The sequence below is a fragment of the Shewanella sp. genome (assembly GCF_041630135.1).
Classification (GTDB): domain Bacteria; phylum Pseudomonadota; class Gammaproteobacteria; order Enterobacterales; family Shewanellaceae; genus Shewanella.
Genome location: NZ_JBFKLW010000013.1, coordinates 16,341 through 41,484 on the forward strand (window position 1 = coordinate 16,341; position 25,144 = coordinate 41,484).

24 protein-coding genes are annotated in these 25,144 nt (G+C 50.5%); 9 read left to right on the top strand and 15 right to left on the bottom strand.

Translation table 11 applies throughout. The features are described 5' to 3' along the window. Window positions 1-3: 3 nt before the first annotated feature. Both ABYK60_RS05325 and ABYK60_RS05330 read right to left on the bottom strand, forming a co-directional pair. Window positions 4-1,032 (bottom strand): LacI family DNA-binding transcriptional regulator, encoded by a 1,029-nt coding sequence (locus tag ABYK60_RS05325; RefSeq protein WP_372870889.1) that lies wholly within the window; start codon window positions 1,030-1,032, stop codon window positions 4-6. Window positions 1,033-1,148: 116 nt separating this feature from the next. After that, window positions 1,149-1,835: a DUF3334 family protein gene (locus ABYK60_RS05330; protein WP_372870890.1), complete on the bottom strand. Its 687-nt coding sequence runs from the start codon at window positions 1,833-1,835 to the stop codon at window positions 1,149-1,151. Window positions 1,836-2,239: 404 nt separating this feature from the next. Between ABYK60_RS05330 and ABYK60_RS05335 the strand changes: the two genes are divergently transcribed. The 6 genes from ABYK60_RS05335 to ABYK60_RS05360 all read left to right on the top strand — a co-directional run bounded on the left by ABYK60_RS05335 (window position 2,240) and on the right by ABYK60_RS05360 (window position 8,037). Then, window positions 2,240-3,856, top strand: a complete 1,617-nt coding sequence (locus tag ABYK60_RS05335) for a methyl-accepting chemotaxis protein (protein WP_372870891.1) — start codon at window positions 2,240-2,242, stop codon at window positions 3,854-3,856. Between the two features lie 108 nt (window positions 3,857-3,964). Continuing rightward, window positions 3,965-4,363: an ACT domain-containing protein gene (locus tag ABYK60_RS05340; RefSeq protein ID WP_372870892.1), complete on the top strand. Its 399-nt coding sequence runs from the start codon at window positions 3,965-3,967 to the stop codon at window positions 4,361-4,363. A 63-nt stretch (window positions 4,364-4,426) separates the two neighbouring features. Then, entirely contained in the window at window positions 4,427-4,684 is a 258-nt protein-coding gene (locus ABYK60_RS05345; protein ID WP_372870893.1) for an HPr family phosphocarrier protein, read from the top strand. Window positions 4,685-4,699: 15 nt separating this feature from the next. Then, a complete protein-coding gene (gene ptsP / locus ABYK60_RS05350; RefSeq protein WP_372870894.1) occupies window positions 4,700-6,403 on the top strand; it encodes a phosphoenolpyruvate--protein phosphotransferase in 1,704 nt (567 codons plus the stop codon). Window positions 6,404-6,474: 71 nt separating this feature from the next. After that, window positions 6,475-6,984 (top strand): PTS glucose transporter subunit IIA, encoded by a 510-nt coding sequence (gene crr / locus ABYK60_RS05355; protein ID WP_372870895.1) that lies wholly within the window; start codon window positions 6,475-6,477, stop codon window positions 6,982-6,984. A 447-nt stretch (window positions 6,985-7,431) separates the two neighbouring features. Then, a complete protein-coding gene (locus tag ABYK60_RS05360) occupies window positions 7,432-8,037 on the top strand; it encodes a GIY-YIG nuclease family protein (RefSeq protein WP_372870896.1) in 606 nt (201 codons plus the stop codon). Window positions 8,038-8,078: 41 nt separating this feature from the next. Here ABYK60_RS05360 and ABYK60_RS05365 read toward each other — a convergent pair whose 3' ends face one another. The 6 genes from ABYK60_RS05365 to radC form a co-directional block, all read right to left on the bottom strand. Further along, complete coding sequence (locus ABYK60_RS05365) at window positions 8,079-8,498, bottom strand: hypothetical protein (RefSeq protein WP_372870897.1); 420 nt, start codon at window positions 8,496-8,498, stop codon at window positions 8,079-8,081. Then, window positions 8,492-9,037, bottom strand: a complete 546-nt coding sequence (locus ABYK60_RS05370; protein WP_372870898.1) for a hypothetical protein — start codon at window positions 9,035-9,037, stop codon at window positions 8,492-8,494. The genes ABYK60_RS05365 and ABYK60_RS05370 overlap by 7 nt, the downstream gene beginning before the upstream one ends. Window positions 9,038-9,042: 5 nt before the next feature. After that, entirely contained in the window at window positions 9,043-9,588 is a 546-nt protein-coding gene (locus tag ABYK60_RS05375) for a recombinase family protein (RefSeq protein ID WP_372870899.1), read from the bottom strand. A gap of 134 nt (window positions 9,589-9,722) precedes the next feature. After that, window positions 9,723-9,914: a hypothetical protein gene (locus tag ABYK60_RS05380; RefSeq protein WP_372870900.1), complete on the bottom strand. Its 192-nt coding sequence runs from the start codon at window positions 9,912-9,914 to the stop codon at window positions 9,723-9,725. Between the two features lie 53 nt (window positions 9,915-9,967). Continuing rightward, window positions 9,968-10,420 (bottom strand): DUF2787 domain-containing protein, encoded by a 453-nt coding sequence (locus ABYK60_RS05385; protein WP_372870901.1) that lies wholly within the window; start codon window positions 10,418-10,420, stop codon window positions 9,968-9,970. Next, window positions 10,417-10,902, bottom strand: a complete 486-nt coding sequence (radC, locus tag ABYK60_RS05390; protein ID WP_372870902.1) for a DNA repair protein RadC — start codon at window positions 10,900-10,902, stop codon at window positions 10,417-10,419. Before radC ends, ABYK60_RS05385 begins: the two co-directional genes overlap by 4 nt. Before the next feature lie 156 nt (window positions 10,903-11,058). Here radC and ABYK60_RS05395 point away from each other — a divergent pair, with 156 nt between their 5' ends. Further along, the gene (locus ABYK60_RS05395; protein ID WP_372870903.1) at window positions 11,059-11,532 is read left to right on the top strand and encodes a hypothetical protein; all 474 of its coding nucleotides are present in this window, start codon (window positions 11,059-11,061) and stop codon (window positions 11,530-11,532) included. A 60-nt stretch (window positions 11,533-11,592) separates the two neighbouring features. On the opposite strand, the gene ABYK60_RS05400 is transcribed toward ABYK60_RS05395, so the two are convergent. The 6 genes from ABYK60_RS05400 to ABYK60_RS05425 all read right to left on the bottom strand — a co-directional run bounded on the left by ABYK60_RS05400 (window position 11,593) and on the right by ABYK60_RS05425 (window position 19,358). Continuing rightward, window positions 11,593-11,763 (bottom strand): hypothetical protein, encoded by a 171-nt coding sequence (locus ABYK60_RS05400; RefSeq protein ID WP_372870904.1) that lies wholly within the window; start codon window positions 11,761-11,763, stop codon window positions 11,593-11,595. Between the two features lie 48 nt (window positions 11,764-11,811). Then, window positions 11,812-12,264 carry an acetyltransferase gene (locus ABYK60_RS05405; protein ID WP_372870905.1) on the bottom strand — a complete coding sequence of 151 codons (453 nt, stop codon included), beginning with the start codon at window positions 12,262-12,264 and terminating at the stop codon, window positions 11,812-11,814. Between the two features lie 83 nt (window positions 12,265-12,347). After that, entirely contained in the window at window positions 12,348-12,515 is a 168-nt protein-coding gene (locus tag ABYK60_RS05410) for a hypothetical protein (RefSeq protein ID WP_167388660.1), read from the bottom strand. 112 nt (window positions 12,516-12,627) lie between these two features. After that, window positions 12,628-15,792, bottom strand: a complete 3,165-nt coding sequence (locus ABYK60_RS05415; RefSeq protein WP_372870906.1) for a type I restriction endonuclease subunit R — start codon at window positions 15,790-15,792, stop codon at window positions 12,628-12,630. A 34-nt stretch (window positions 15,793-15,826) separates the two neighbouring features. Further along, a complete protein-coding gene (locus ABYK60_RS05420) occupies window positions 15,827-17,200 on the bottom strand; it encodes a restriction endonuclease subunit S (RefSeq protein WP_372870907.1) in 1,374 nt (457 codons plus the stop codon). 148 nt (window positions 17,201-17,348) lie between these two features. Beyond that, complete coding sequence (locus ABYK60_RS05425) at window positions 17,349-19,358, bottom strand: N-6 DNA methylase (RefSeq protein ID WP_372870945.1); 2,010 nt, start codon at window positions 19,356-19,358, stop codon at window positions 17,349-17,351. 811 nt (window positions 19,359-20,169) lie between these two features. On the opposite strand from ABYK60_RS05425, the gene ABYK60_RS05430 reads away from it, so the two are divergent. Continuing rightward, a complete protein-coding gene (locus tag ABYK60_RS05430) occupies window positions 20,170-20,496 on the top strand; it encodes an ArsR family transcriptional regulator (protein ID WP_372870908.1) in 327 nt (108 codons plus the stop codon). A gap of 138 nt (window positions 20,497-20,634) precedes the next feature. Next, on the top strand, window positions 20,635-23,307 hold the full coding sequence (locus tag ABYK60_RS05435) for a phage/plasmid primase, P4 family (RefSeq protein WP_372870909.1): 2,673 nt from the start codon (window positions 20,635-20,637) through the stop codon (window positions 23,305-23,307). 60 nt (window positions 23,308-23,367) lie between these two features. Here ABYK60_RS05435 and ABYK60_RS05440 read toward each other — a convergent pair whose 3' ends face one another. Next, window positions 23,368-25,122, bottom strand: coding sequence for a recombinase family protein (locus tag ABYK60_RS05440; protein ID WP_372870910.1), 1,755 nt, complete (start codon window positions 25,120-25,122; stop codon window positions 23,368-23,370). Between the last annotated feature and the right edge of the window lie 22 nt (window positions 25,123-25,144).

Genomic DNA, 25,144 nt, shown 5'->3' on the forward strand with positions numbered 1-25,144 from the left:
GCGTCAGAGGTCGATGCCGCAGGACTTTCGAACCACCAAACTGGTGGGAATGAGTTTTGGCGGTACTTTTTCGCCGCGAATAAGTTTAAGCAGTGACTCCACCAGCATTTCACCGGCAAGCTGGGTATTTTGCTTGATGGTGGTGAGCGGCGGATTGGCAAAACTCGCCACCGGAATATCATCATACCCCACCACGGCCACATCTTCCGGCACCCTGAGCCCAGCTTCTTTGAGGGCGCGAATGGCACCGACTGCAATCAGATCGCTGGCGGCAAAAATCGCATCAAAGTGTGCGCCCTTGCGAATAAGCTGACCAGCCGCCTCAAAACCGGCATTCTCGGTGCTGATGGCATCCACCTGACGGCGCTTGTCAACGACAATACCTGCATCTTTGAGGGCTTTGACATGCCCCAAATACCGGTCACGAAATTCGGGGCTATGACTGGAAGCATCCCCCAAAAAAGCAAATTCGCGCCTGCCAAGGGAAATCAGATGCTCTGTGGCAATCAAACCGCCCTGTTGATTGTCGCAGGCCACCGACGCCACTGAGGATTTATTATGCTCAGCGCCCCAAATCACAAAGTGAGTGTTTTGCGATAACAGCCGCTCCAGCTTGTGTTCGTAATCCACAAAGTCGCCATAGCCCAGCAAAATAATACCGTCAGCCTTGTTGCTGTCTTCATAGTCGGCGTGCCAATCGCTTGAGAGCTGCTGAAATGAGATAAGCAAATCATAGCCTTGCTTGGCAGTGGCCCGGGTAATGGAGCCGAGCATCGACAGGAAAAACGGATTGATGAGCGAATCATCATTGGTGGGATCTTCACATAACAGCAGCGCCAGCGTGTGGCTGTTCTGGGTACGCAGATTACTGGCGTTTTTATCAACCTTGTAATTCAGTTCCCGTGCTATCGCCTTGATTTTTTCTTTGGTCTCTTCACTTACGAGCGGACTGTCCCGCAGCGCCCGGGACACCGTGGACTGGGAAACCCCTGCACGGTATGCAATGTCAATGGAAGTCGCTTTGCTGGTCATATACGGACTCTACATATCGTTGCCCGGCGACTATCGTCCGGGCATCAGACCGCGACTGAGTTGGTCGCAGCAACCTCATGGTAATTCAACAAAAATCCCCTGTATAGCTACAGCTATCAGATCCCAAGTTCATCGAGCAGATCGTCAGCATCGTCGGCCACTATGCCCTTACTGGCCATTTGAGACCATGGCGACTTGGTATTGCCGTGCTCTTCGATTAAGGAGTCAGGATCGAACTCCTCATCCATTTCAAATTCTTCTGTTTTGACAAATTCCGTTCCGTCCATGGCAAACTCAAGATAAAAAATATGGTTGCTCTCGGTTCGGAAAGATACTCTTCTGGTCACAGGTTCATCGAGATTGGCATCAATCGAGATAGTCAATTCTTTATTAATGGTCAGCATCTTGGGCTGGCTTTGGCTGATGGAAGTCTGCAGTTCCTTTGACACCTTGCCAATGAAGTCTCCGAGGATCTGATTCATCAACTCCCCCATGACATTGCCCACTTCATCTGAAGTGTGGGAAAACGCCAGTTCACTCTCAGGCATACCCATGTTGAGCATATAGCGGCGATAAATCTCCACCGCAGCGTCAGCCGAAAAGTTGATCACCACCAGACCGGAAAATCCACCGTCAAAAATGGAAAAACAGCCCAAATCCGGGCGTAACCGAGTCCGGCCGATATTCTGAACCATGGCGGCATGGGTTACCCTGCTGCCACTGGTATGGGAAAGAACATGTGACACCGAATGACACAGCTTTAATAAAATATCATCGGAAGTAACTGTTTGCGTGGTGCTCATGGTGATTCGCCCTGTTCTATAGATATTTTATCTTGTACATAAATTATCGATTGTTCAAAGGTAAAACAAACCAAATGCCTTTCAATTGCTCAATTTGACAACAAAATTCCATTTACACCATAGGAAAACATCTCATGTTGCTGTGCCGGGGAATTGGAGTAACGCTATAAGGTGCAGCGAAAAGACAACTTTCGTTGTCCTTCACGCAATTTTAGTACCGAAACCAACCAATCTTCACTTCATTTAACCCGTCGTTAGCGCTTTATATGAACCTTTGATACTGAATTGAGGTGCGGCAGATCACGGAAATTAATTTTTCAGTCTTTTTTTTACACCTGCGTACCGCTGAGCACAACGAATTGTCCGGTAAAATCTGTCGGTCTAACCCACATTTGGAGGTGGAAATGATTTCCCTGCTCAGAAAGTTCACCATACTGCAGCGGTTGATACTCATGTTGGCCCTGGCGGCTCTGGGTACCTTTTGTTTTGCAGCATTTAATATTCAGGAACAGTACAACAACCTGGAAAGTCAGAAATGGCTGCAAAATGATGGTCAGCTGGATACCGCCCTCTCTATCATCGATGCCCATTATCGTCAGTCACAAGCCGGAACCATTTCCGAACAGGATGCCAAGGCTGAAGTGGCTGAACTATTGGCAACAGCACATTATGGCAATGGCGGCTATTTCCTGCTGGTGGATAAAAACGACACTGTAATTGCGGCCGGCGGTCAGCGTCATCTCACCGGTCAACCACTTTCAGACAGGGCATTACAACAACTGGTAAGGGAAGCACGACAACAAGATAAGTCCATGGCCTCGGTTTACACCCTTAATCCGGATACCAGGGTTCACAGTGAACAACTGGCTGAGGCCAGAATGTTTCAACCCTGGAACTGGGCCGTTATCACCGGCGCCTTCGTCACCGATATCGATGAGGCCATGCACACGGCAATCTGGCACACCTTAATCATTATGATGGTGATTTCAACGCCTTTGTTCGCCCTGTTTATGGCTCTTAATTTCTCAATTACATCCCCCCTTGGTGCAGCAATTGACGCCATGGAGGATATCGCTGATGGCGAGGGCGATTTGGGTGCGCGCCTGGATCCGCAAGGTAAAGATGAAGTCGCCCGCCTTGCCGGCGCTTTTAACCGCTTTGCCGAAAAAATCGGACTGCTTATTAAAGATATCAAACCCATGGGCGCTGAATTGTCAGAGGATGCCACGGCACTGACCCGCGCAGTGGCAACGGCCAATCAGAGCGGCGAGCAGATACACAGGGAAACCGAAAGCGTTGCCGCGGCCATTCACGAAATGCTGGCAACCAGCCATGAAATGGCCAGAAACACCCGGGAAGCCGCCAACTCTGCCTCCCGGGTAAAATGTCAGGCACAGGAGAGTCAGTCTCTGATGAATCAAACCGTCAATCAAACTGAAGTACTGGTGGATAAGCTGGTTACCGCAGAACAGACAACGATTCGCCTAAGCAGTGCATCCGGTCGGATTGGCGGTATTTTGGACGTGATACGTTCAATTGCAGATCAAACCAATCTGCTGGCACTCAATGCCGCCATTGAAGCAGCACGGGCAGGAGCTCATGGGCGGGGCTTCGCCGTGGTGGCAGATGAAGTCCGTGCATTGGCAAACCGTACCCAGGATTCAACCAATGAAATCCAAAAAATAATTTCGGAAATTCAAAATGGTATTGATGAAGTAACTCAATCAAACAGTGCCAATCAGCAACTGTCGAGTTCACTGCAGAGCCGGGCAAGACAGGCCGGCGAGGCGATGGGCGCCATTTTATCGCTGGTTGCCCACATCAACGATATGAATACTCAGCTTGCCAGCGCAACCGAAGAACAGTCGCTGGTCACGGAAGAGATAAATCGTAACATCAGCAATATATCAGAGCAGATGCAACTTTCGGTCCGCACCAACGACAGTAACAGTCGTGCCGCAGCCTCTTTGCAGTCCATCGGCACTACCCTGGCTCAGGCTCTGGGACAATTTAAAGTCTGATAGCGTCATGATAGAGGGATCGCTACAGGTCCCTCTTTTTATGCGTTAAATTTGTGTTAGGCTAGACACATAAGTCAATTTTGGCAGGTCAATAAATGGAGGTAGTTTGTGCGCATGACTCTGGCGGTGCATCCCGAACTTTATACCATTCACAGCTTCAGCCCTGAAGCGGTATTACCTTCTGATGTTTTTACCCAGGAAATGTTTTTCATCGGCAAAACCCGCGAAGAACTTTCTGTGGTAGTGCCATCCCATCTTACGCTGGATAGCCTGGAATGTGAGTCCAATTGGATTTGTCTTGAAGTGCTTGGCCCCCTGGGGTTTTCGATGACAGGTATATTGTCACGGATCTCCGGCGCGCTGGCTGAAGTGCAAATCAGTATTTTTGCCATTTCCACCTTTGATACTGATTACATCCTGGTAAAAAAGGACAAGCAATCCCAAGCGCTGACTGCGCTTAAAAAAAGTGGTTACCAGATAATCGAATATCCCGAACGCCGTACCTGACCGCCTTGCCTGATGTTGTTGCTTGGTGGACAATAGCCCCACAGAGTCTCAAAAATTCAAGCCATGTACGAAAAAACAGTCACCATTACCGCACCACATGGGATCCATACCCGCCCAGCCGCCTTACTGGTTAAGGAAGCCAAATCATTTGGATGTGACGTAATCGTTGAGTGCAACGGAAAGCAGGCCAGCGCCAAAAGCCTGTTTAAATTACAAACCCTCGGATTATACCAGGGCGTCAATGTCCGTGTTTTTGCACAGGGTCCCGAAGCCGAAGAGGCTGTAGAAAAAGTCTCCGCTTTATTAATTACATTGAGCTGAAGCGTCGGAGGACTTATGCAGGTTAACGGAATAGCCATCAAACCCGGCGTCACCTTTGGAGAGGCCTTGCATCTGAATCACAGTCATAAGCCACTGGATTATCGGATGCTGCCCATAAAACGGGTGCCGCAGCAGGTTAAGCGGCTCGATGATGGGCTGGCGCGTCTTAAAGAGCAGCTACAAACCAGCCTTAATGCCCTCTCGGTGGAAAGTGACACCCATGCCCTGGTTGAAGCTGACCTGATGTATCTGGATGACCCAGAACTTCGTAATCACATCGTCGACACCATCACCCAATTACAATTTTCAGCCTGTGTTTCAATTGAACGGGTATTTGCTCACCAAGCCAGTGAGCTTGAGGCGCTGGAAGACCCTTACCTTGCCCAGCGCGCTGAAGATGTCCGCATCCTGGGTAAAAGACTCATTCAGGCAGTGTTTGGCAAATCGGGCGCTGAGCCGGGAAAGCTGACCACACCCACGATTTTGCTGGCCGAAGACATTACTCCTGCCGAATTCGCCACCTTACCGCTCGAGAACGTTGCCGGCATTGTGCTCAAAACCGGCGGGCTGACCAGTCATACCGCTATTCTTGCCCGCGCCGCCGGCGTTCCTGCACTGCTGAGCACTCCGTATGGTGAACTCGGTATCGTTAATGGCGATACCCTTGTCATTGACGGTGACAGTGGCACTTTAGTTAAAAATCCCACGAACGATGCGCGTGTCGAACTGGAATTGAGAGCCAAAGAAAGCGCGGCAGCAAGAGAAAAACTGAACGCGTTTCGTGACAGAGCCGCCATGACTGCCGACGGGCACGAAGTGAGCTTACTGGCGAATGTTGGCAACCTTAATGACATAGTTCAGGTTGCAGGCCTGGGAGCCGACGGTATTGGACTGCTTCGCACCGAATTTTTATTGATGCACAGCCTAACCCTTCCGGACGAGCGCAGCCAATACCAGCTTTATTGCGACGCCCTGCATGCACTGGAAGGACGGGTGCTGACCATACGGACCCTGGACATAGGGGCAGACAAAGAACTGCCTTGTCTGTGTCTGCAAAAGGAAGAAAATCCTGCGTTGGGAATGCGTGGCATACGCTATACCCTCGCCAACCCCGATTTACTTAAAACTCAACTTCGGGCAGTTCTCAGAGCGGCAAATAAAGGCCATATCAGGCTCATGTTCCCCATGGTCACTCAGGTGGAAGAATTGGACGCGGTTATCGCTCTGCTGGAAGAATGTCGCTGCGAACTGGACAACGAAGAGAAAGGTTTTGGCGACATCAGCCTTGGCATAGTAGTGGAAACCCCAGCCGCAGTGCTCAACCTGCCTGCTATGTTGCCCCTGCTGGATTTTGTCAGCATAGGCACCAATGATTTAACTCAGTACGCCATGGCCGCCGACCGCGGCAATCCTTGTCTTGCCAAAGACTATCCGGCACTGTCTCCTGCTGTTTTGCGCCTTATCAGTATGACATTGCAAAGCGCTCGCAGTCAGGACGTTAAAGTGTCTTTGTGCGGTGAAATGGGCAGCGATCCCAAGCTGGTACCGCTGCTGTTAGGGCTGGGGTTCGACGAAATCAGCGTGAACGTAGGCTCTGTGCTGGAAATCAAGGCCACCATCTGTTCGCAGGATATTCAGCGTTGCATCCAGCTAGCCGGTCAAGCTTTGATGGCAGACCGGCTAGCTGAGTTAGCCGACTGTATAAGTAGCTATAAATAAGCTAAATGTTTCAGTATGATGTCAATTCCGCTGCCGCAAAGAGCAGCCTATGAACAAAGAGGCAAGCAGTCATGGGATTTTTCAGCCGTATTCGGCGACTGATTTCCGGGGCGCCAACCATTGAAGGTGGCATTGCCATCTACGCGCCGGTTTCCGGCGAAATTTACCCCATCGAAAAGGTGCCCGATGTGGTATTTGCCGAAAAGATTGTCGGCGATGGCATTGCAATCGATCCGGAAGGCGACACCATTCTCGCCCCCATCGACGGCACTATCGGTAAAATTTTTGAAACCAACCACGCTTTCAGTATTGAGTCACCACAGGGACTCGAGCTGTTTGTACACTTTGGCGTTGGTACGGTGGAGCTTCGCGGTAATGGCTTTAAGCGCCTCGCGGAGGAAGGCCAGCAGGTTAAAGCCGGCGAACCAGTACTTGCTTTCGATCTTGAGTACCTCAAGGGGCAAGTCGATAGCCTGCTGACACCGGTAGTACTGGCCAATATGGAAGATATAAGATTTCTGGAGAAATCCCATGGCCGGGTCGAAGCCGGTAAAGATATCATTTTCACCGTAGAGATTTGAAATTCCTTCAAGGGGCCGCCGGACACTTGAGGCCATTAGGCCCAAATGCCACAATGCGGCCCTTTCCTGTTATTAAGCGGAGTCCCCACTGTGACACTCTTTGGTATTAAAAACTGCGAGCTATTTTTGTAAGATATGCCACAAATGACTAAAAGAAAGGCTGAGCGCTCTCCTTTCTCGAGCCTAACCAATCCATTGGGGTGAAGAATGTTGGGGCCTGTGCCATTCGAGAAGAAAACAGACGTCCTGTGACGCCTTCGTTCAAGAATGTGGCGGGAGGGATTCGAACCCTCGACACCGCAACCTAAATCATAAAAACCAATAAATCATAGTGTTATACACCTAGACTTATCCAAATTGTATCCTGACTTTGTACAACCCCACATCGTGCAGAGAACGACAGAGAATCTATACTGATGGGACTTATCATAGTTGTCAGACGGTGTCATGGATAGTCAGTTAAAGCAGTTTCTTAATTGGGGATCTGAGCATCCTGTCAAAACAGCAGTTGTAGTAGTCGGGACTGTTGTAGTTACTGTTGGTGTGGCATACATTGCGGGTCCATATCTTTGTCGTTTGGTCGGACCGATTGGGGCTGGACTTGCAGAAGGTATGACATCGAAACGAAAAACGAATCCTCAAAGTAACGAGGCACGACAGGCCAGTAACTTTCAGTGCAAGGCATGCTCCCCAACGCCAGATATAGACACGGTTTCTAAAACCACCCTAGAGACTGGCTTAGCTGGCTCTGCACTTAAACCGGGCAGGCCTTGCCAACATGAATCCTGCAACTCTATTGAGAAAGGACTACGCGGTGTCTATAGAATCAAAGATGAGGACAATACACCCAAGTACATTGGTAAAACTGTCGATATGCGTCGACGGTGCCAAGAGCATTCTCGCAGTGGTGTGTTCAATGAAGATTGCGATCGCTTTGAAGTCTTACCAGCCAAGCAGGAAGCTAGCATCATCCAGTTGTTTGCAGCGGAAAGAGAACAGATAAAACGTCATTCTCCCTATCTTAACAAAACTGCTGGTGGTAATGGCCGTTGACCTAGCCTCATAGACATGCGGCGAATTGCTAAAAGAAGGGCTTAACGCCCTCCTTTCTCGAGTCTAATCAACTCCATAGCGGTGAAGAACATTGGATCCTGCGTCATTCGGTTCGCCAAGAACTCCAGGTCAGCCTTATTGCACTCCATGCCTTTTACTTGGTTGGGAGCCCACACTTTCGCCAGGTTATCCAGTTGGTCAAACCACATTGAGGCCCTTCCTTCAGGAGCCATAGACGCCTTTAGTTCATCTCTGATGTTTTGCTGCCACAGCATGATCTGCTTGTCGTGGAGCTGTACCATCAGGGACCAGTCTTCTTGGTACTCAGGAGCCTTGTTTAGACATAAGGCAGACACCTCTCGCCAAGCGTAAGCCCGTTTGAGGTACTCCATCATGTCGTTTGCCGCTGCTGGCTTGACCATCATCAGGAACAATATGGTTAGCGTTGCTATTCTTACCATTTTAGGAAGGTCCTGAAGTACCAATCAAATGGTGTGAATACTCCATTCCAGCCCATTCCATTACGACTTTGCCAATCATACATAACCAAGAGTTGATTGCTATCAAGCACTTCATCCAGTTCTTCCACACATCCTGCAACGTGCTTGGCGAAAGTTGCATCATTTTTTGCCTTGGCGGATTGATAGAACATGAGCAATTGAACTGAAGTAAGAACTGTTATTTTGGTGGGTTTATCTAATGTTGATGAGGCAATGTATAGCTCCTCAAAGCAATTCCAATCGCATTGCTTTGGGATCCTTGCCTGCAAGGTTGACGCTATCTCTTTAACTTCCTTTTCGATAACCTTTTTGTCTCCCCTGAAATGGTAATCAGGCCAGCTGAGTCCACCCCGGCACTGTTCAGATAGTACCGCCCCCATTTTCTCACCTTGCCATTTGGGGATGTCATAAGCTCCCCAGTAGATAATCGCGTTTAACCCCAGGAAAGCTCCTAATCCAATTAATACTCTTTTCTTCAAAACCGACTTAATATCCATCATTACCTCTATCGTTGTTCTCTTGCTATCCGTTGCACACTGGACAGGGATATACCCGTTCGTTTGGCGATTTCGGGCTTTGGTATCCCCTCTTCCAGCATTGGCACGACTTGGTTTCTCTTCAGCATGGCTGTTGGTTTACGGCCTTTGTACTTGCCCCTTTGCTTGGCGAGTGCAATGCCTTCGGCCTGTCTTTCCAACATCAGCTCCCGCTCAAAGGTGGCAATAGCTCCCACCATGGTCAGCATCAACTTTCCGGTTGGGGTGCCGGTATCAATTCCGAGATTCTGGATCTGTAATGACACCTGCTTCTTCGCCAGGTATTCGGCAATCTCAAGTAGATGCCGAGTGTTTCTGGCGAGCCTGTCCAACTTGGTCACAATGACCACATCTCCCTCTCTGACAAACTCCAGCATCAGTTGCAGTTGCGGACGGTCATCCTTGGCACCACTGACCTTTTCCTGGAATACCTTGTCGCAAGCGGCCAGTGCTTTCAGTTGTGCATCCAGGCTTTGTCCCGTGGTAGAAACACGGGCATATCCGATCTCTGCCATAAGAAACTCCTGTTCAATAGGGCAAGGTACACTGACCAAGCATTTCAGAAGGTGCGAATGGACCCATGTGACACGGGTGAAAGTACCAATCACACCCATGTCACATGAGCTTGGTTAAATGACTTTGCAAACAGTCAGTTACGATTCTCTTGATCTTCGTCATCAAGAGGCTCTTCCCAGGCTTCCTCTTCCGACAAGTAGCGTTCGGTGAAGGCCTGGATAAGTATCGGCACTATGGTCAGCAGTGCGGCTTTAGCGACCCGTTTGAGTAGCTCGTTTATGATGTTCTCCTTTGGTTGGTTGATAACGGGCAGCCGAAACCCCACCACATGGGCCCATGTAGTGACGGATTGACTGCCGTTCGGTTGATTGGGACAGCTTAGTCCCAGGTGACGGTTAGCTGATAAACGCCTAACCGGAGGTAGTAGCGGAAGTTGGCCTCCCAGACCCGGTAAAGTCCCCGGAAATGGTTGAGCGGATACTCCCCCATGTAGGCCTGATACCCGGTGCCATTGGACAGGTTGAAGTCCAGCTCTTTCTCCAGCTCGGGATACACCCGGCCAAAGAAGGCAAAGTCAGTGACATACACCAACCGCCATCCAGAGCTAGAACCTGATTGCTCAAGTCTGATCTCCACTGGGTGATAGCCACCCTGCTCCGCTGAGTAATCAGGATCCCGATAGTTCAGGGTTACGCCATTAGCGCCCTGCTCGTTTGGATGTGCCTCCAGTGTTTTCCGTAGAATGCCAACCAGCGTGACAGTCACAGGCAACCAGCGGCGTGCCTCCACTAAATCGATTGAGATAGCTTGCAGAACCTTGCCGTCCGTCATAACCAGCCCCTCTCTGCAAACGACACCACATCCACCTGGCCGATAACCAGATGATCCAGTACCGGCACATCCACAGTGGCCAGAGCGTTCACCAGACGCTCTGTAATGCGTCTATCAGCTGCCGAAGGCTCTGGTATACCCGAGGGATGATTATGGGCAAATATCACCGCTGCGGCGTTCCTTGAAAGAGTCAGCTTAACCACCTCCCTCGGATAAACAGCGGCGGCATCTATGGTGCCAAAGAACAACTCCTCACAGGCAATCAAACGGTGCTGGCTGTCCAGCAGCAGTACCGCAAAAACCTCCCGCTCGTAAGCCGCCATCCTTAGCTTCAGGTAATCCTTTACCAAAGCCGGAGAAGTGAACACCGAGGTTTTGGCACTGTGGTCCTGATAGCGGGCCTCCAGAATGCTTATCGCCTCCCGAATGACCCGTTCCTGATAGTCCCCCTGAAGAGACGTTGCCTTTGATGTTAGTGACATAGCAAACCCTTCCTATTGATTTAATTCAGGTTTCTTATGCCTCAAAATGAGGGGATTGATTAACGGTATAAGAGGCTTAACGGACGCCTGATCGCATTAAACTAGTAATAACGGGGATGACAAAATCTGCCCCACCAACCAATTGGAGAAATCGAAATGTACGAACCATGTACGCCAGCACAATACCTGGCCCCCGTGCCCAACACCCGCCGAGGTGACGTCCGCTGGCCTGAAGAAGTTGCATTGAACTACCCGCCATTATTGGTGCTGGAGCGATGTAAGGAGAAGGAACGGGAACGACAGTTAGACGGAGCTCAGGCCTCCAAATTGCCATACTTTGACGTAGAGATAGTGCCCGACAACTGGGGGACACGGCAAAAACAGATGAAGCTCACCGGCGAGTTATTTGATGGCGACTTCAGGGACCCTGATGCCATTACACGCTTCCTTATCGCGAAAGGCTTTACCCCGGAATCGATAGACCTCAGCAAGGGTGAGGTGCTTTACGCTACCCACCCCAAGGAGCATCTGCCGTTCATGCACTGGATTGTTCGGTTGCTTGTCCACTTTCAGGCTACCGGTGAATGGCTGAACGTCGCTTACTGGTATGCGGACTATCCGGACCAATAAGCAACACATAAAAGAAAAGGTAGCCCTGAGGCTACCTTTGCGAAGTACAATCAAACACCATCACTGCATGGCAGCGGCTTGTTCAATCACTTTTCGCTGCTCTGCTGAGGCTGCTTTCAATACCTGTGTAAACACCTTCTTCTTGTCTCTGGAAGAAGCATGCAGCACAAAGTCCGACAGCTTACTGCTTTTGGGTTCAGCGTCTTTGGACTTGAGAAACTTGTTAGCCACATATCCTCCCTTCTGATGTTGGACTCCAGACATCCAACCATACTCTATTCAACCAGACACAACCGTGTACATCGTAACTAACCCTTTCTCGTTGCTAGTTGTATGTATGAGCTTGAAGCCTTGGGTTTGATATAACTCGATCAATGGAGGAGTGTTTTCACATTCAAGAATGATTGCTCGACCACCAACCAAAGCTCTAGCCTCATCAATGACCATATATACTTCATCGAGTATACGGCGTAAGTTTATGGGGTTAGGCACAACAGAGTAATTCTTGCCGATCTGACCTATCAAGTAAGCTTTAACTCTCTCTGCCCGTTTACTAAAGCCATCAAGCTTTTTAACCTGGGCCCCAGACAACGAGGTGTCGTTAAGTTGCAACTCTTTAAATGACAGGGAGAAATAGGCCAAAATACTACCATCTTGGCCGACTAAAAGATAAGTCCTAGCCGCATCCCTACGTTCAAAATCGATTGCCTTATTGTGAAGAAACGACTCCACATCAGCATTTCTTGGACACGTAAATGAACTAAGGAGCTCTCTGACTTCTGTTTCAGAGAACTCCCCGCTGTTTAATAGGTCACTTATTTTGACAAGCGTTGTTTTAATAGCCTAATACCTTTCTCGGCATCTTTCTTATGATCGCGATGCTTCACCTTAACTTTCCTGGGTGATTGCATGTCACTCTTTAAGTGTGCAATGGCATCGCTATCGGCAACAACAAAGGCTCTGTCAAATGAAGTAGTAGACATAATGAACCTCCTCAGTTGAACGGCTGCAGATCATAGCCTAACTTCCCTGTACTGACTAGACCGTCAATATGTTTTCAGCATATCGCAGCAAATCTTTAGTTTCAATGCGATGTTACCCCCTCATCTCCCGGCCAAGGCCCTTCAGTAGCACATCCAGCAGTAGGTTTTGTAGGATCTTCGCCGTATCTGGGCGTGACAGGTAATCCATCGACATCCCCTGCTGGGTATCCATACGGTCGATCACCGCCTCATCCACCGCCTTGGGGAAGTCGCCCTGCATAATGGCCTTGCGATCGTTGTTATGGATTTGGGCCATCACAGCTTCGTTTTCGGCGATTTTACTGGCCATCCCATGGAGCCAATCAAGCTTATCTCCCTCGGTCACCCCCTCACCGAAGGCCTCGTTTAACCTGGCGAGGATCTCCGACAGAAAATCCTTTTTATCCTGCTTGGGCTTGGCTGAGCCCAGGCCAGTAATGCCATCGAGCCCTTCGCCCTGGCCTTCCCTCAGCTGTAAATCCTGGGTACGTTTCTCTTTGAGCTTGTAGTGGCTGAGCACAAGGCCATCGAGGTCGATGTCATCGTCCTCCAACACCTCTTCCCGCAGCAATGGCAGCAGGTGTTTGGCGTAAGTGCTGAGCTGCTCCAGATCCACAGCGTTAAATGGCGTTATCTGCGAGGCAAACTCATAGAAACGAATAAAGCTGTTCAAATCCTTCTTGAACATCACCAACTCGTTACGGGCTTCCTCGGCAGCAGCAATCCGCTCTTCGGCGTTACTCTTGTCCACCTCGGTGCCATGCAGTTTCAACTCTTTAAACTGGCGTTTGGCGGCCCTTAAGGTGTCCATCGCCAACTGATAGCGTTTAAGGAAACGGTCGCGGCCCGGCGACAGGTAATGCAGCAGGCCCTCAGTGCCCCGTTTGGGGTCGAAGTATGAGTCAGCAAAGGCCTCAACTTCACTCCACATAAAAATCCCCTCATTCACCAACTTGTGCTTAAGGTCATACACCAGGTTGGGATCTGAGGTCGTTTCCAGGGTGGCGGTTTCATAGTACTTCTGGAACTCGGCCAGCACATCATCCGGGTCATTCACAAAGTCCAGGACAAAGGTTCTGTCCTTGCCGGGATACGTGCGGTTAAGCCGCGAGAGGGTTTGGATACAGTCCACCCCGGTCAGCTTCTTATCCACGTACATGGCACACAGCTTGGGCTGGTCAAAGCCGGTCTGGAACTTATTGGCCACCAGCATCACCTGATAGCTGTCGGTATCGAATGCCTTACGCATGTCCTGGCCATTCAGGTTAGGGTTCATGCTGCGTTCTGTGTGGGCTATCCCTGTGTCCGGATCGGTCACCTCACCTGAGAAAGCCACCATGGCAGTGATGTTGCCATAGCCCTGCTCGGCCACGTACTTGTCAAAGGCGAGCTTATACTTGGCGGCCTCAAGGCGGCTGCTGGTGACCACCATGGCCTTGGCCTGCTGGTTCAGCAAATGGGCCACATTGGCCTTAAAGTGCTCCACTATCACCTGCACCTTCTGGCCTATGTTGTGCGGGTGCAGCCTGAACCACTTGTTTAAAGTCTTCTTGGCCTTCTTGCTGTCTACTTCCTGCTCGGCCTTGTCGCCGCTGATGGCCATCTTGTACGCCAAGCTGTAGCTGGTGTAGTTTTGCAGCACATCGAGGATATAGCCCTCTTCAATGGCCTGTCGCATGCTGTACACATCAAAGGCTTTGGGCTTGTTGTCATCGCTTAAGGGCATCGCCGGGTTATCCGGCCTGCCAAACAGCTCCAGCGTTTTACCCTTGGGGGTGGCTGTAAAGGCAAAGTAGCTGATGTGATTGCTGCCAAGGCGAGCCGCCAGGGTCATGTTCATCACATCCTCGGCGCTCAGCTCTTCATCCTCATTCAGCTGCTCGGCCATCAGCACTTCACGCAGCTGCCTTGCAGTGCTGCCACTCTGGCTCGAGTGGGCCTCGTCGGCAATTACCGCAAAGGTATGGTCCTTCAGGCTGGTGGACTCCTGAATGGCTTTCAGCACATAAGGGAAGGTCTGAATGGTCACCACAATAATCGGTGTACCGTTGGCCAGTGCCGCCGCCAGTTGGGCAGACTTGCTGCCATCGCCCTCATCGCGGTTAATCCGGCTTATCACTCCTTCGGCATGCTCAAACTGGGAGATGGTTTCCTGCAACTGGCTGTCGAGCACAGTGCGGTCGGTAATCACAATCACCGACTTAAACCATTTGTTGCCATCGGCGTGATACAGTGACGCCAGCTGATGGGTCAGCCAGGCAATGGAGTTCGACTTACCCGAGCCCGCCGAATGCTGGATCAGGTACTTGTGGCCGGAGCCTTCCTGCTGCACCTTAGCAAGCAACTTGTTCACCACCTGCCACTGGTGATAACGGGGGAAGATAAGGGTTTCTTTCTTGTGTATCCGCCCAAGGGCATCTTCCTGCTTTTTCACCTCAAGATGGATAAAACGTCCCAATATCTTGAGCCAGTTATCCGGTGAAAGGATTTCATCCCACAGATAACCGGTAGCAAAGCCTTCGCCCTCGGCAGGCATATCATTACCTGAGCCACCGGCCTTGGTGCCTCGGTTAAATGGCAAAAAGAAGGTGCTGTCACCGGCAAGCTTGGTGGTCATGGCCACTTCAAACTGATTCACGGCAAAATGCACCAGTGCCCCACGGCGAAACTTAAGCAGCGGCTCGTCCTTGTTGCCAGTTTTGGGCAGGCGGTCTTTGCGGTACTGCTGTTTGGCGTTCTCAAGGCTTTGCTTAAAACAGGACTTAAGCTCTAATGTCGCCACCGGCAAGCCATTCAAAAACAGCGTCAAATCGATGCGGCCATCATAGCCATTGGGGCTGTAGATAAGCTCTGGCACGACTCTTAAGCGATTGGCCTGATATCGGCTGATAAGCTCGCTATTAAGGCCGTGATCGGGTTTAAAGGTGGCAAGTCTCAGCCTGGCCCCCCGGTCTTCCAATGGGTTTCTGAGCAGCCAAAGGGTGCCCTTATCGGGGTGCTCAAGATGCCTTACCACGGCACTCAGCAGGTGCTTTTCCGTCGCCTCGGGGTAGATACGGCAAAAGCCTTCCCAGGCCTGCGGCTGGCTTTCTTTGACATAGGCCAGCAAGTCTTCAGGATAAAGCGCCCGCTCTTTATCGAAGCTGGCGGAATCGCCCACCAGCCAGCCCTGAGATGCCAGAGCATCGATAATGTAGTTCTGAAACGCCAGCTCCCTGGCCTTGGCTTCCATGCTCATTGGCTATCCTTCAACAGGGTTATCTTAAGGGAATTCATGCGGCATCCTCCTTGACGGGTGGTGTCCAACCACGCAGATCAATCTTGCCGGTCACAGCAGCAGAAATCAGGGCGGTGCGGCGTTCTTGTAAAAGAGCCACTTGTCGAAGCCCCTTACTTATCGCCTTATCAAACAGTTCCTTTTTACATTTCGTGTACTGTTCAATATCTTTTTGCTCATCCATTGGAGGCAGTGGAACAGGTAAATTTCCGAATCCCTCCTGATTTACATAAACGAGCGTTGCTGCAGTTCCAACCAAATCAAAATATACCTTAGAGCAGCCAATCAGGTCTCGAAGGTATGGAGCAGAAATTTTTTTGGGGATATAGGCCTGCAATTGTTGATTGATCACCACATCAACGTCCAGAACAGACGCAATACCAAAGTTACCAACACAACTCGCAACAACTGCACCTTTTCTTAGTACTTTTGAACCAGCTGCTTCAAACGCATCTATTGAGACGAAACGTTTTGTCGCCTTAATGTTGTCACTCTTCATGTCTTCCATGGTCGCCCAATTTACGCCAACCCCAGAGTCGTTCAGCTCAGGCTTATTTCGTTGTGGCACAAAGATGTCAGAGACTAACTTGGCACGAGTAACACCCCAATGCTCTGGCACTTGGCCGAGCCACTCGACGCCGGAGTCCTTCATGGGGGCTGCTGGGTTTAGGCCCTTGGTGACGGCGTGGGAGATGACCGCCTGGCGTTTTTCCTTGAGCAGTTCAATCAGCCGCTGCTGCTTGTCAATCAAGCTGTCTATCCGGGCGGTTTCGTAATCGAGGAAGGCGGCGATGGTGCGTTGTTCTTCGATTGGAGGGACAGGTAAAGCTACATCCTTCAAGATCCCTTGGGTAACACTAAAGACCTTAACCCCTTTCACAGCCAATTTAACTTGGCTCCGACATTCCAAAGAATCAAACGCATAAGCTAGAAAGCGAGGTAAATTGTCATGTTGAGGACGAAGAACTACTGTGTGATAACCCGCAAACAGGTCACAGCTACCATCAAAATGAGTAAAATTGCCAGCACCCTCCAAATCTTCGGAAGTATCAGCAAACACAAAATCTCCCCTGCGAAGAAGAGCACCAGGGTTAGTCTTTAAGTATTCCGAGGATACACACTTTAATGGATGGATTACCGGGTCAACTACAAATCCATATTTTGAATGTACTTCTCCATAGTTCACTACGGGAATACCGGTATCTTCCAAATTAGCCTTTGTAATGTTCAAACCCCTACCAAATGAAAAGAGGTAATTAACCTTCTTTACACCCCATGTAGCGGGGAGCCGCCCAAGCTCCTCAACTCGAGAATCCTTGTAATCAGCATACCCAACGTACTTGTTATTCAATGCGGCTTGTTCACTCATACTCGCCCCCCGATTGCGGATTTTGGGTTCAGGGCAAGGCGTCGCGGCGCACAGTGAGGGAGCATAGCGAGCTGATTTCTCGGAATGGGTGACCGAGCGAGCACCGGGACAACGCCGCCATGGATACAAAAGACCATTCGGAATGTCATCAAGAGTGTACCTCCGCCAACAGCTGCATAATCTCCTTCGCCACCTCATCCAAATCGGCATCAATCTCTTGCAGCGAACGTGGTGGCTGGTACTGGTAGAAATGGCGGTTAAAGGGGATTTCGTAACCCACTACCCCGACCTTGCCATCGAGGGGGTCGGTTTTGCTGGTGTCTATCCAGGCATCGGGTACATGGGGCAGCACTTCACGGGCAAAATAGGCGTTGATGTCCTCTGTCAGTGGCACGTTTTCGTTGTCGCGAAGCTCGGTGGCAGGCTCCGGCTCACCCTTGCTGATGCACACCTTGGCCGCCTCATCCTGCTCGCCCAGGCTTGAGTACAGCAGCTTAAGCACGGCCGCTGGCAGCTTGTCCGCTGACATGGCACTGAACGCCTTGGTGAAAGCCTTTTTGAACTCATCGCGGCTTAAGAACTTGTCGCTTGCAAGACTTGCCAGTGACTTAAGGACATCGGCTTTGATGCTGGCATCGAGCTTTTCCCAGGCTTTGCCCTGCTGCAATGACTCGAGCTTGGCGGCATCCTTGGGGTAAATGGCGAGCTTTAACGGCCGCTCAACCGTGATGCGGCGATAACCAAAGTCGGTGGTATTAAACACCTTGGCGATTGGGCTATCGACTGCCTTGCCATCGTAACGGCTGTAGAGCTCGACAATGGTGTTGATGGCGGCTTCATCGAGGAACTTGCGTTTACTGCCGAGCGACTTACGCATGCTGGAGTGCATATCGGCAGCATTGATAAGCAGCACCTTGCCCTTACGCTCAGCCGGTTTGTGGTTGGACAGCACCCAGATGTAGGTGGCGATGCCGGTGTTGTAGAACATATCGGTGGGCAAGGCCACTATGGTATCGAGCAAGTCCCGCTCAAGGATATAGCGGCGGATTTCGCTCTCACCACTGCCTGCCCCGCCGGTAAACAGCGGCGAGCCGTTGAGAATAATGCCAATACGGCTGCCCTGGGCTTTATCCGAGCCGGGGTCGGCGGGCTTCATCTTGCTGATGAGGTGCATCAGGAACAGCAGCGAACCATCGGATACCCTGGGCAGGCCGGGACCAAAGCGCCCCTCGTGGCCCTTGAGCTTGTGCTCGTCGTTAACCTGCTTTTCAACCTTCTTCCAGTCCACCCCGAATGGCGGGTTGGAGAGACAGTAATCGAAACGCTCGAAGCCTAGTTGGTCATCGGAGAGGGTGTTACCCAGCTTGATGTTGCTGATGTCCTGCCCCTTAATCAGCATATCGGCCTTACAGATGGCGTAGGACTCGGGGTTGAGTTCCTGACCATAGGTGGCAAGGCGGGCCGACTCGTTGATTTCGTGCAGGTATTCCATGCCAGACGACAGGAAGCCGCCGGTGCCTGCGGTGGGGTCGTAGATAGAGCGAACCACACCGGGTTTACTGAGGGCATCGTCATCGCCGGTGAACACCAATGAGGTGGTGAGCCGGACGATATCGCGTGGGGTAAAGTGCTCCCCGGCCGTTTCGTTGGAGCTTTCCGCGAAGCGGCGGATTAGCTCTTCAAACACCAGACCCATGTGGTAGTTATCAACCGCGGCGGGTGACAGCTCAAACTCACGGAACTTTTGCACCACCTGATACAGCAAGTTGGCATCATCCAGGGCGTAGATGGTGTTGACGAAGTTGAAGTGCTCGAAAATTTCGCGGGCATCTTTAGAGAAGGCCCGCACATAGGCATCGAGGTTATCGCCGGTGTGGGTTTCACCGAGCTTGGACAGGTCCATTTTGGAGCTGTTGTAGAAGGTCTGGCCGGAGGCATTGAGCAGTAACTTCTCGCGGGCGAGCTCCGGCAGGTCTTTGGTGGCCTCAAACTGAGCCAGCACCTTGTCTTTACTCCCTTCCAGTACGCATTCGAGGCGGCGAAGTACGGTAAACGGCAGAATAATGCGGCCATACTGGGACTGTTTGAAATCACCTCGAAGGAGGTCGGCGACTGACCAGATAAGACCGGCCAAAGAACTGATGCGGGAATGGTCCATACGTATGCTCACAGCCTTACCAACGCACTCCGGCATCGGCAGCAATTGGGTTTACGACAAAAGTATCCCGCAGTGTACCAACAGCCCTATAGGGTGAACAGTTGTTATTTCACAGTTTTTTACTCTGGATAGAGCATTCGGTTAAGCCTTCTGCAAGCCCCCCTCATGGCGGGATAAATGACCTGCAAGTTCCTTAAAGCTCAGTCAAGCCAGCTGGTGGATAATTGTGCTGATTGACTGGTGATGGCTGCCCCTGCAATGACCTCAAAGAGACTGTCAGGGAGTGCTCTTTAGCTATTGGCACTGACAACTGCCCTGCTTCCACTGTCAGCCGCCTCTCATTCATCCCTCAATCATTCCTCGATAGACAGAGCTGCTGATCCTCTGCCGATTTCTGAAAGCAGCTGTTCGGCCAAAGCCCCTGCAAACAGGGCACTTTAACGGATTAATGGATTTACTCTGCTGATTTTCTATTGATTTTATAAAAGTATCTAAGGGAATAAGAGATAAGAATAGTTTAGTCAGTTTGCTGATTTTTCGGCAGAGGGGGAGCTGTAGGCTAGACAAGACTCAGGTTGCAGCCAAACCAAACCTGATCGGTCATAACATGTTGTAAAACAAATGCTATTCCATTAGGGAATTACATATCGCTTGCATATGAATATATTTCATATTGCGACATTCAACGCTGATAGCAAGGACTTCCTCCGATTCACTCATTTTGGACTGATACAGGGGGTTTTACTGGCGGGAAAAATCGATTAAAACATTAATAAGGGTGTGACATAAAATGACACCCGCAGGAGATAGTATGTTTAATCAATTAGTTAATAAGGAGGTGTCGGCACAGCATAACGCAGCTGATGCATCAGATAGCTTCAAGGTGCCTTTCGAGCTGTTACAAAACCAGCTTGGTAAGACCCTCTTTGAGATTAGCCGTTTGTCGGTCCATAACGGACTACTGCAAACCGGCAATATCAGCCTCGCCAGATTGCTGGCCAGGCGTTGTGGATACTCACTTAGAACTGCCAGACGTCATATCAGACGTTTGCAGCTGGCTGGATTACTGACCAGCCAAACCAACCAAACCGCAGCGGGAATGCAAGCGGTTAGCCTTTATCAGCGTAGATTCGATTGATGAGGTAAATGCCCCGGCAAGTGACTCAGGATAGAGCACCCACCGGGGAAGAGCCCAAACAAGGCTCGAAGGCCAAAATAGCAGGTTTTCTCAATAGTTATTTTAATCTGCTGGCCTATGTTTCAAGGAGATGTCCTCATGACATCACGCAATATAGCTTCAATCCGTAACACCCATCCGATGCTGAAAGAGCACCGTTTAGCTGGCGTTAAGGCCATGTTCGATTTGCCAGAACTGATTTGCCAGCTCACCGGCAACACCATCAAGCCAACGCAATCCGACTGCTGCCAACTCGACGACGATGTATGCCCCTTCTGTGGTCATAAAGGCTGCTTTAAGATTTACCATAGCGACTCTGAAGAGCAGCACTATCACTGCTATTCATGTAAAAAGCATGGGGACATCTTTAGCTATTTAGTAACCTGCAAACTTGCTAAAAACGCCTACGACGCAGCCAATAAGCTGCTGCGTGGTGAGATTGAAGGGATTACCGTTAACACCCAGCCCCGCACCCAGACCACCAAAGCTGCTCAAGAAATGCCCGAGTTGGCCCCTGAGCAATTTGAGCGGTGTCAGGCGTTGCTGGAGAAAGCATGGGAGTACTATTGGGAACCCATGTTAGAGGATAACAGCCAGCACCTGTCGTGGCTGATGGACAAGCGAAAACTAAGCTCAAACACCTTGATTGATCAGGGCGTTGGTTTCAGTCGCGGAGGGCTATCGCGTCACCTGATAGATGCTGGTTTTACATTGGACGAGATGTATGCATCAGGGCTGGTGGCAGAAACCCAATACGGACCGAGGGACTTTTTCCCCAAAGGCGTCTATATCTTCCCTCACCTTGATGAGCAGAAGCATATCTGCCGCTTTACCTTTAAAGATCCCAGGAAAGAGAAGGAGTTTCAGCTTCAAAAGATTCACTGGCTCAAAGGCATTCAGTTTTACGGCCAGGATTCGATGTTACGCCCAGGTCTTGTGGCACTGGTGGAAGGCGAGCACGATCTGCTGGCCATGATTGAGCACGGTTGGCAGGGTCCTGTGCTGGCGAGCAATGGCCAGTTGAGCCAATCCCAGCTGAGCTGGCTGAAGGAGCGGCTACAGCAACGTGAGCTGGTTACCTTCTTCGATATGGACGATGCCGGAAACAAATACCGCGAGCGAGTCGGAGTCCTCGGTTTACCTTCGTTAATTCAGGTAACGCTGCCAGAAGGTCAAGGCAAGGACATTGATGACTACCTTCGTAGCGAAAGTCCGATGAGCCTTGATGAGTTAATCAGCACTTGCGGTACCCATTATCCACCAGCCGAAGCCAGCTCAACTGAAGAGTCGGCAGAGGCTGAAGATGCACCAAAAACCTCTGCAAGCATTTGGGACTCCATAGACCCAAATACCTTCAATGACGTTGGGAATGCTGATCGGCTCGAAACCTTTTGGGATGGGCACGTACTTTTCGTTCAAGAGTTTAACCAAATGTATCACTTTGACGGTTGTCTCTGGCAAGCCACTAGAAAAGCTGAGCTAGATGACGCAAAAAGGGTGGGGAAAAAAATCATCGAGCATGGCTTGAAAGTAAAGCGGCAAGCCGCAACTGCCGACGACGAACAGATGGTGAAACTCGCTGATAAATACATCAACTTTGGCCGCTCAAGTCTCAATCGTAAGAAGTTACAGGACATGCTGGAAGTGTACGAATCACGCCACCAGATCAGTGCAAACTGCTTTGACAGTGATCCAATGATATTGGGCGTTCAGAATGGTGTGATTGATCTAAGGACAGGTACTAGGGGCAATTCAAGACATGATTTGTACATCAGCCGCTGTAGTGAAATCACCTATGACGAGTCTGCTACCTGCCCCCGCTGGGAGCAGTTTATCGATGAAGTCACCTGCGGTGATAAGGAGTATGGTCAACTATTGCAGCGAATTGTTGGCTACACCTTAACCGGCCGCACAGATGAGCAGGTGATGTTTTTCCTCCATGGGCATGGCTGTAACGGTAAGAGTACCTTAATGAATGTCCTGCAAAAGCTGATGGGAAGCTACTACCACCAGATAAACAGTGATGTGCTGTTACAAACCAATGGCAATGGCAAAGGCCCCAATCCGTCTCTGGCCAAGCTGGTGGGCAGTCGGCTGGTGGTGGCTAACGAACTCCCTGAGGGATCACGCATGGATGAGAACCTGGTTAAGTCGATGACCGGTGATGACATCATCGTAGCCCGGCAGGTCTATGCCAAGCATGAGCTGGAGTTCAGGCCTAAGTTTACGCTGATGATGATCGGTAACCATAAGCCGGTTATCCGGGATACCAGCCCAGGGATGTGGCGACGTATCATCATGCTGCCCTTTAATGCCAGCTTTACCGGCTCGCAGTTGGATCCACGGCTTATGGAGAAACTTAATGCCGAGCTGCCTGGTATCCTCAACTGGGCCATCAAGGGCGTGCAAATGTGGCTTGAACAGAGTATTAAAACGTCACTGCCAGCCAGTATTCGTGCCGGGATTGATGAGTATCGTCATGAGTCAGATCTACTGGCCAACTTCCTGGAAGAGGTTACCCAGAGCGACCCAGAAAGCTACATTCCGACCGATGAACTGTACGATAAGTTTCGACAGTGGGCCGAACGGGACAGCGATTGGAAGATGACCCGCAACATCATGACCAAACGGCTGGTGGACAAGGGATTCAGCAAGGTACGGAAACAGAATAAAGCCTGCATACAAGGCATTATGCTAAAGCCCTGTTCGGTAGGCCGTCATGACTTCTATAGCCCTGTAGTTACTGCACCCGAGCCGAGATACCAAGTCTAAAGATTGGTGCTAAGTGATACGTCAGGGGGTAGCCCCCCCTGACTACACTAAGTGCAGCACTTAGTGCCGCACTATCAAATCTTCAAGAGTTATCCCTATTGGGTCAGCGGATTTAAGGTCATCAGCGGTGAATACATCATTGCCTTCGATCGCTGGGTAAGCTGACAGCTCTACATCTTCTGGGAACCAGCGAGTATCAATAAACGGGGCATCCCGAATGGTCTTGCATACCGTCATACATTGGTTATCCAATAGTTCACTTCCTCCCAGTTCAACACCTCGTCTTGGCTTCCACAGGGTTTCAAATATCTGCTCACAGAGTAGCGTTTCATCTTTTAAGAAGTATCTGAAGGAAATAACATCGGCATCGGTGCTGAGCTCAATCCTGGCCACACTCTGAACCAGCTGAGTGTTGAACTGGCGTCGCGACTCTGTGGTGCCGAGTTTGTCTGTCGTTAGCAAGGTAACTGTTTGCACAGCACCTAGAATGGCATCACGCTCAACTTCGAGTGAAGATAACGCATTTCTCAAAGCCTTTACCTCCGACTCCAAAGAAACAAACTGTGCTCTGAGCTCGGTGCTCTGCGGGAATTCAACCAGTAATTGGGTAGCGTTGGCATGCCTCTTCGCTGCTTTTACAATGAGATCTTCAGTGACTGCGATTTGCTGCTCCAAGGCCGTGAGCATTTCATTGTTTCGGTCCATTCGGCTGAAGATACGGGGAAAGTGGCTAATTGCTACCAGCATTTGCGGCTCCAGATGCTCGTACCTGATGAATGGTACGTCACAATCACCGGCAGTTTTCATCGGGCAAACCAGATAGTGCCTTGGTTGCTGTTGTGTGCCTTTGTTGTGATACCTTAGTAACTCACCACATTCACACCTAATCACTCCAGAAAACAGATAGTTGAATTCTCCTTTACGATAGGCTCCACTATGCTTATTCCGGATGCTTATCAATCTCTGCACGCGGTTAAAGTCCGCTACTGATATGGCCGCAGGATAGTAGTCTGGAATGGGTTCTCCCACTGGCTGCCTGACACCATCCACTCTGGTCATTGGCTGATACTCACCAATCACTGATCTACTCTTGAGTATCTGCCCGACACCGGCAGGTCGCCACAGCACCCCCTTGCGAAAGGTTTTGATATTCTCCTTATTCAAGATGGCAGCAATCTGCTCAAAGCCAGAACCACCCAACGCCAGCTCAAATATGCGGCGAACGACATCAACCTCTGGGTGCTTCAGGACTAGCTGCTCGGCGTCCCAATCCAGCCACGTTGGTAACGCTGAATTCTTTATCTTTTTGCCTCTCGATGCCGCCTGTTTACGTTGCTCGCTCCAGGCTGCTGACGCCCTGCGACTCTTCATCTCAGACTCTTCGTTGGCTCTGCTCATGTAAACCAAACTGGTCATTAACTTGACCATGTCGAGCCCACCAGACCGGTATACTTGCTTATCAAACAACGTTACTACCACTACGCCTGAGTTAATCAGCTCGAGGAACTTTGCCAAGGCGGTTTCAACCTGCTCCCGGCTCAGACGGTCATGGGACTCCACCAACAGATAGGAACCTTTGGCAATGAGCCCTGACTTAACCATCTCCAGAAACTGGCCTAATGCAGCTTCCCTGTTCGCCCCTCTAAACGCACTGACACCGATATCAGCCACGACATCTTCTTCGAGTTCAAGTCCGTGCTCTATGGCATAAGCTCTGGCCAATGCAATTTGACGGCGATAGCTATCCCCCTGCACTTGTCTTGGGGTACTGAATCGCAGATAGGAATATGCCTTAATTTTTTGAGTGCTGCTCATCCCTACTTCCTCTGGTATGCTT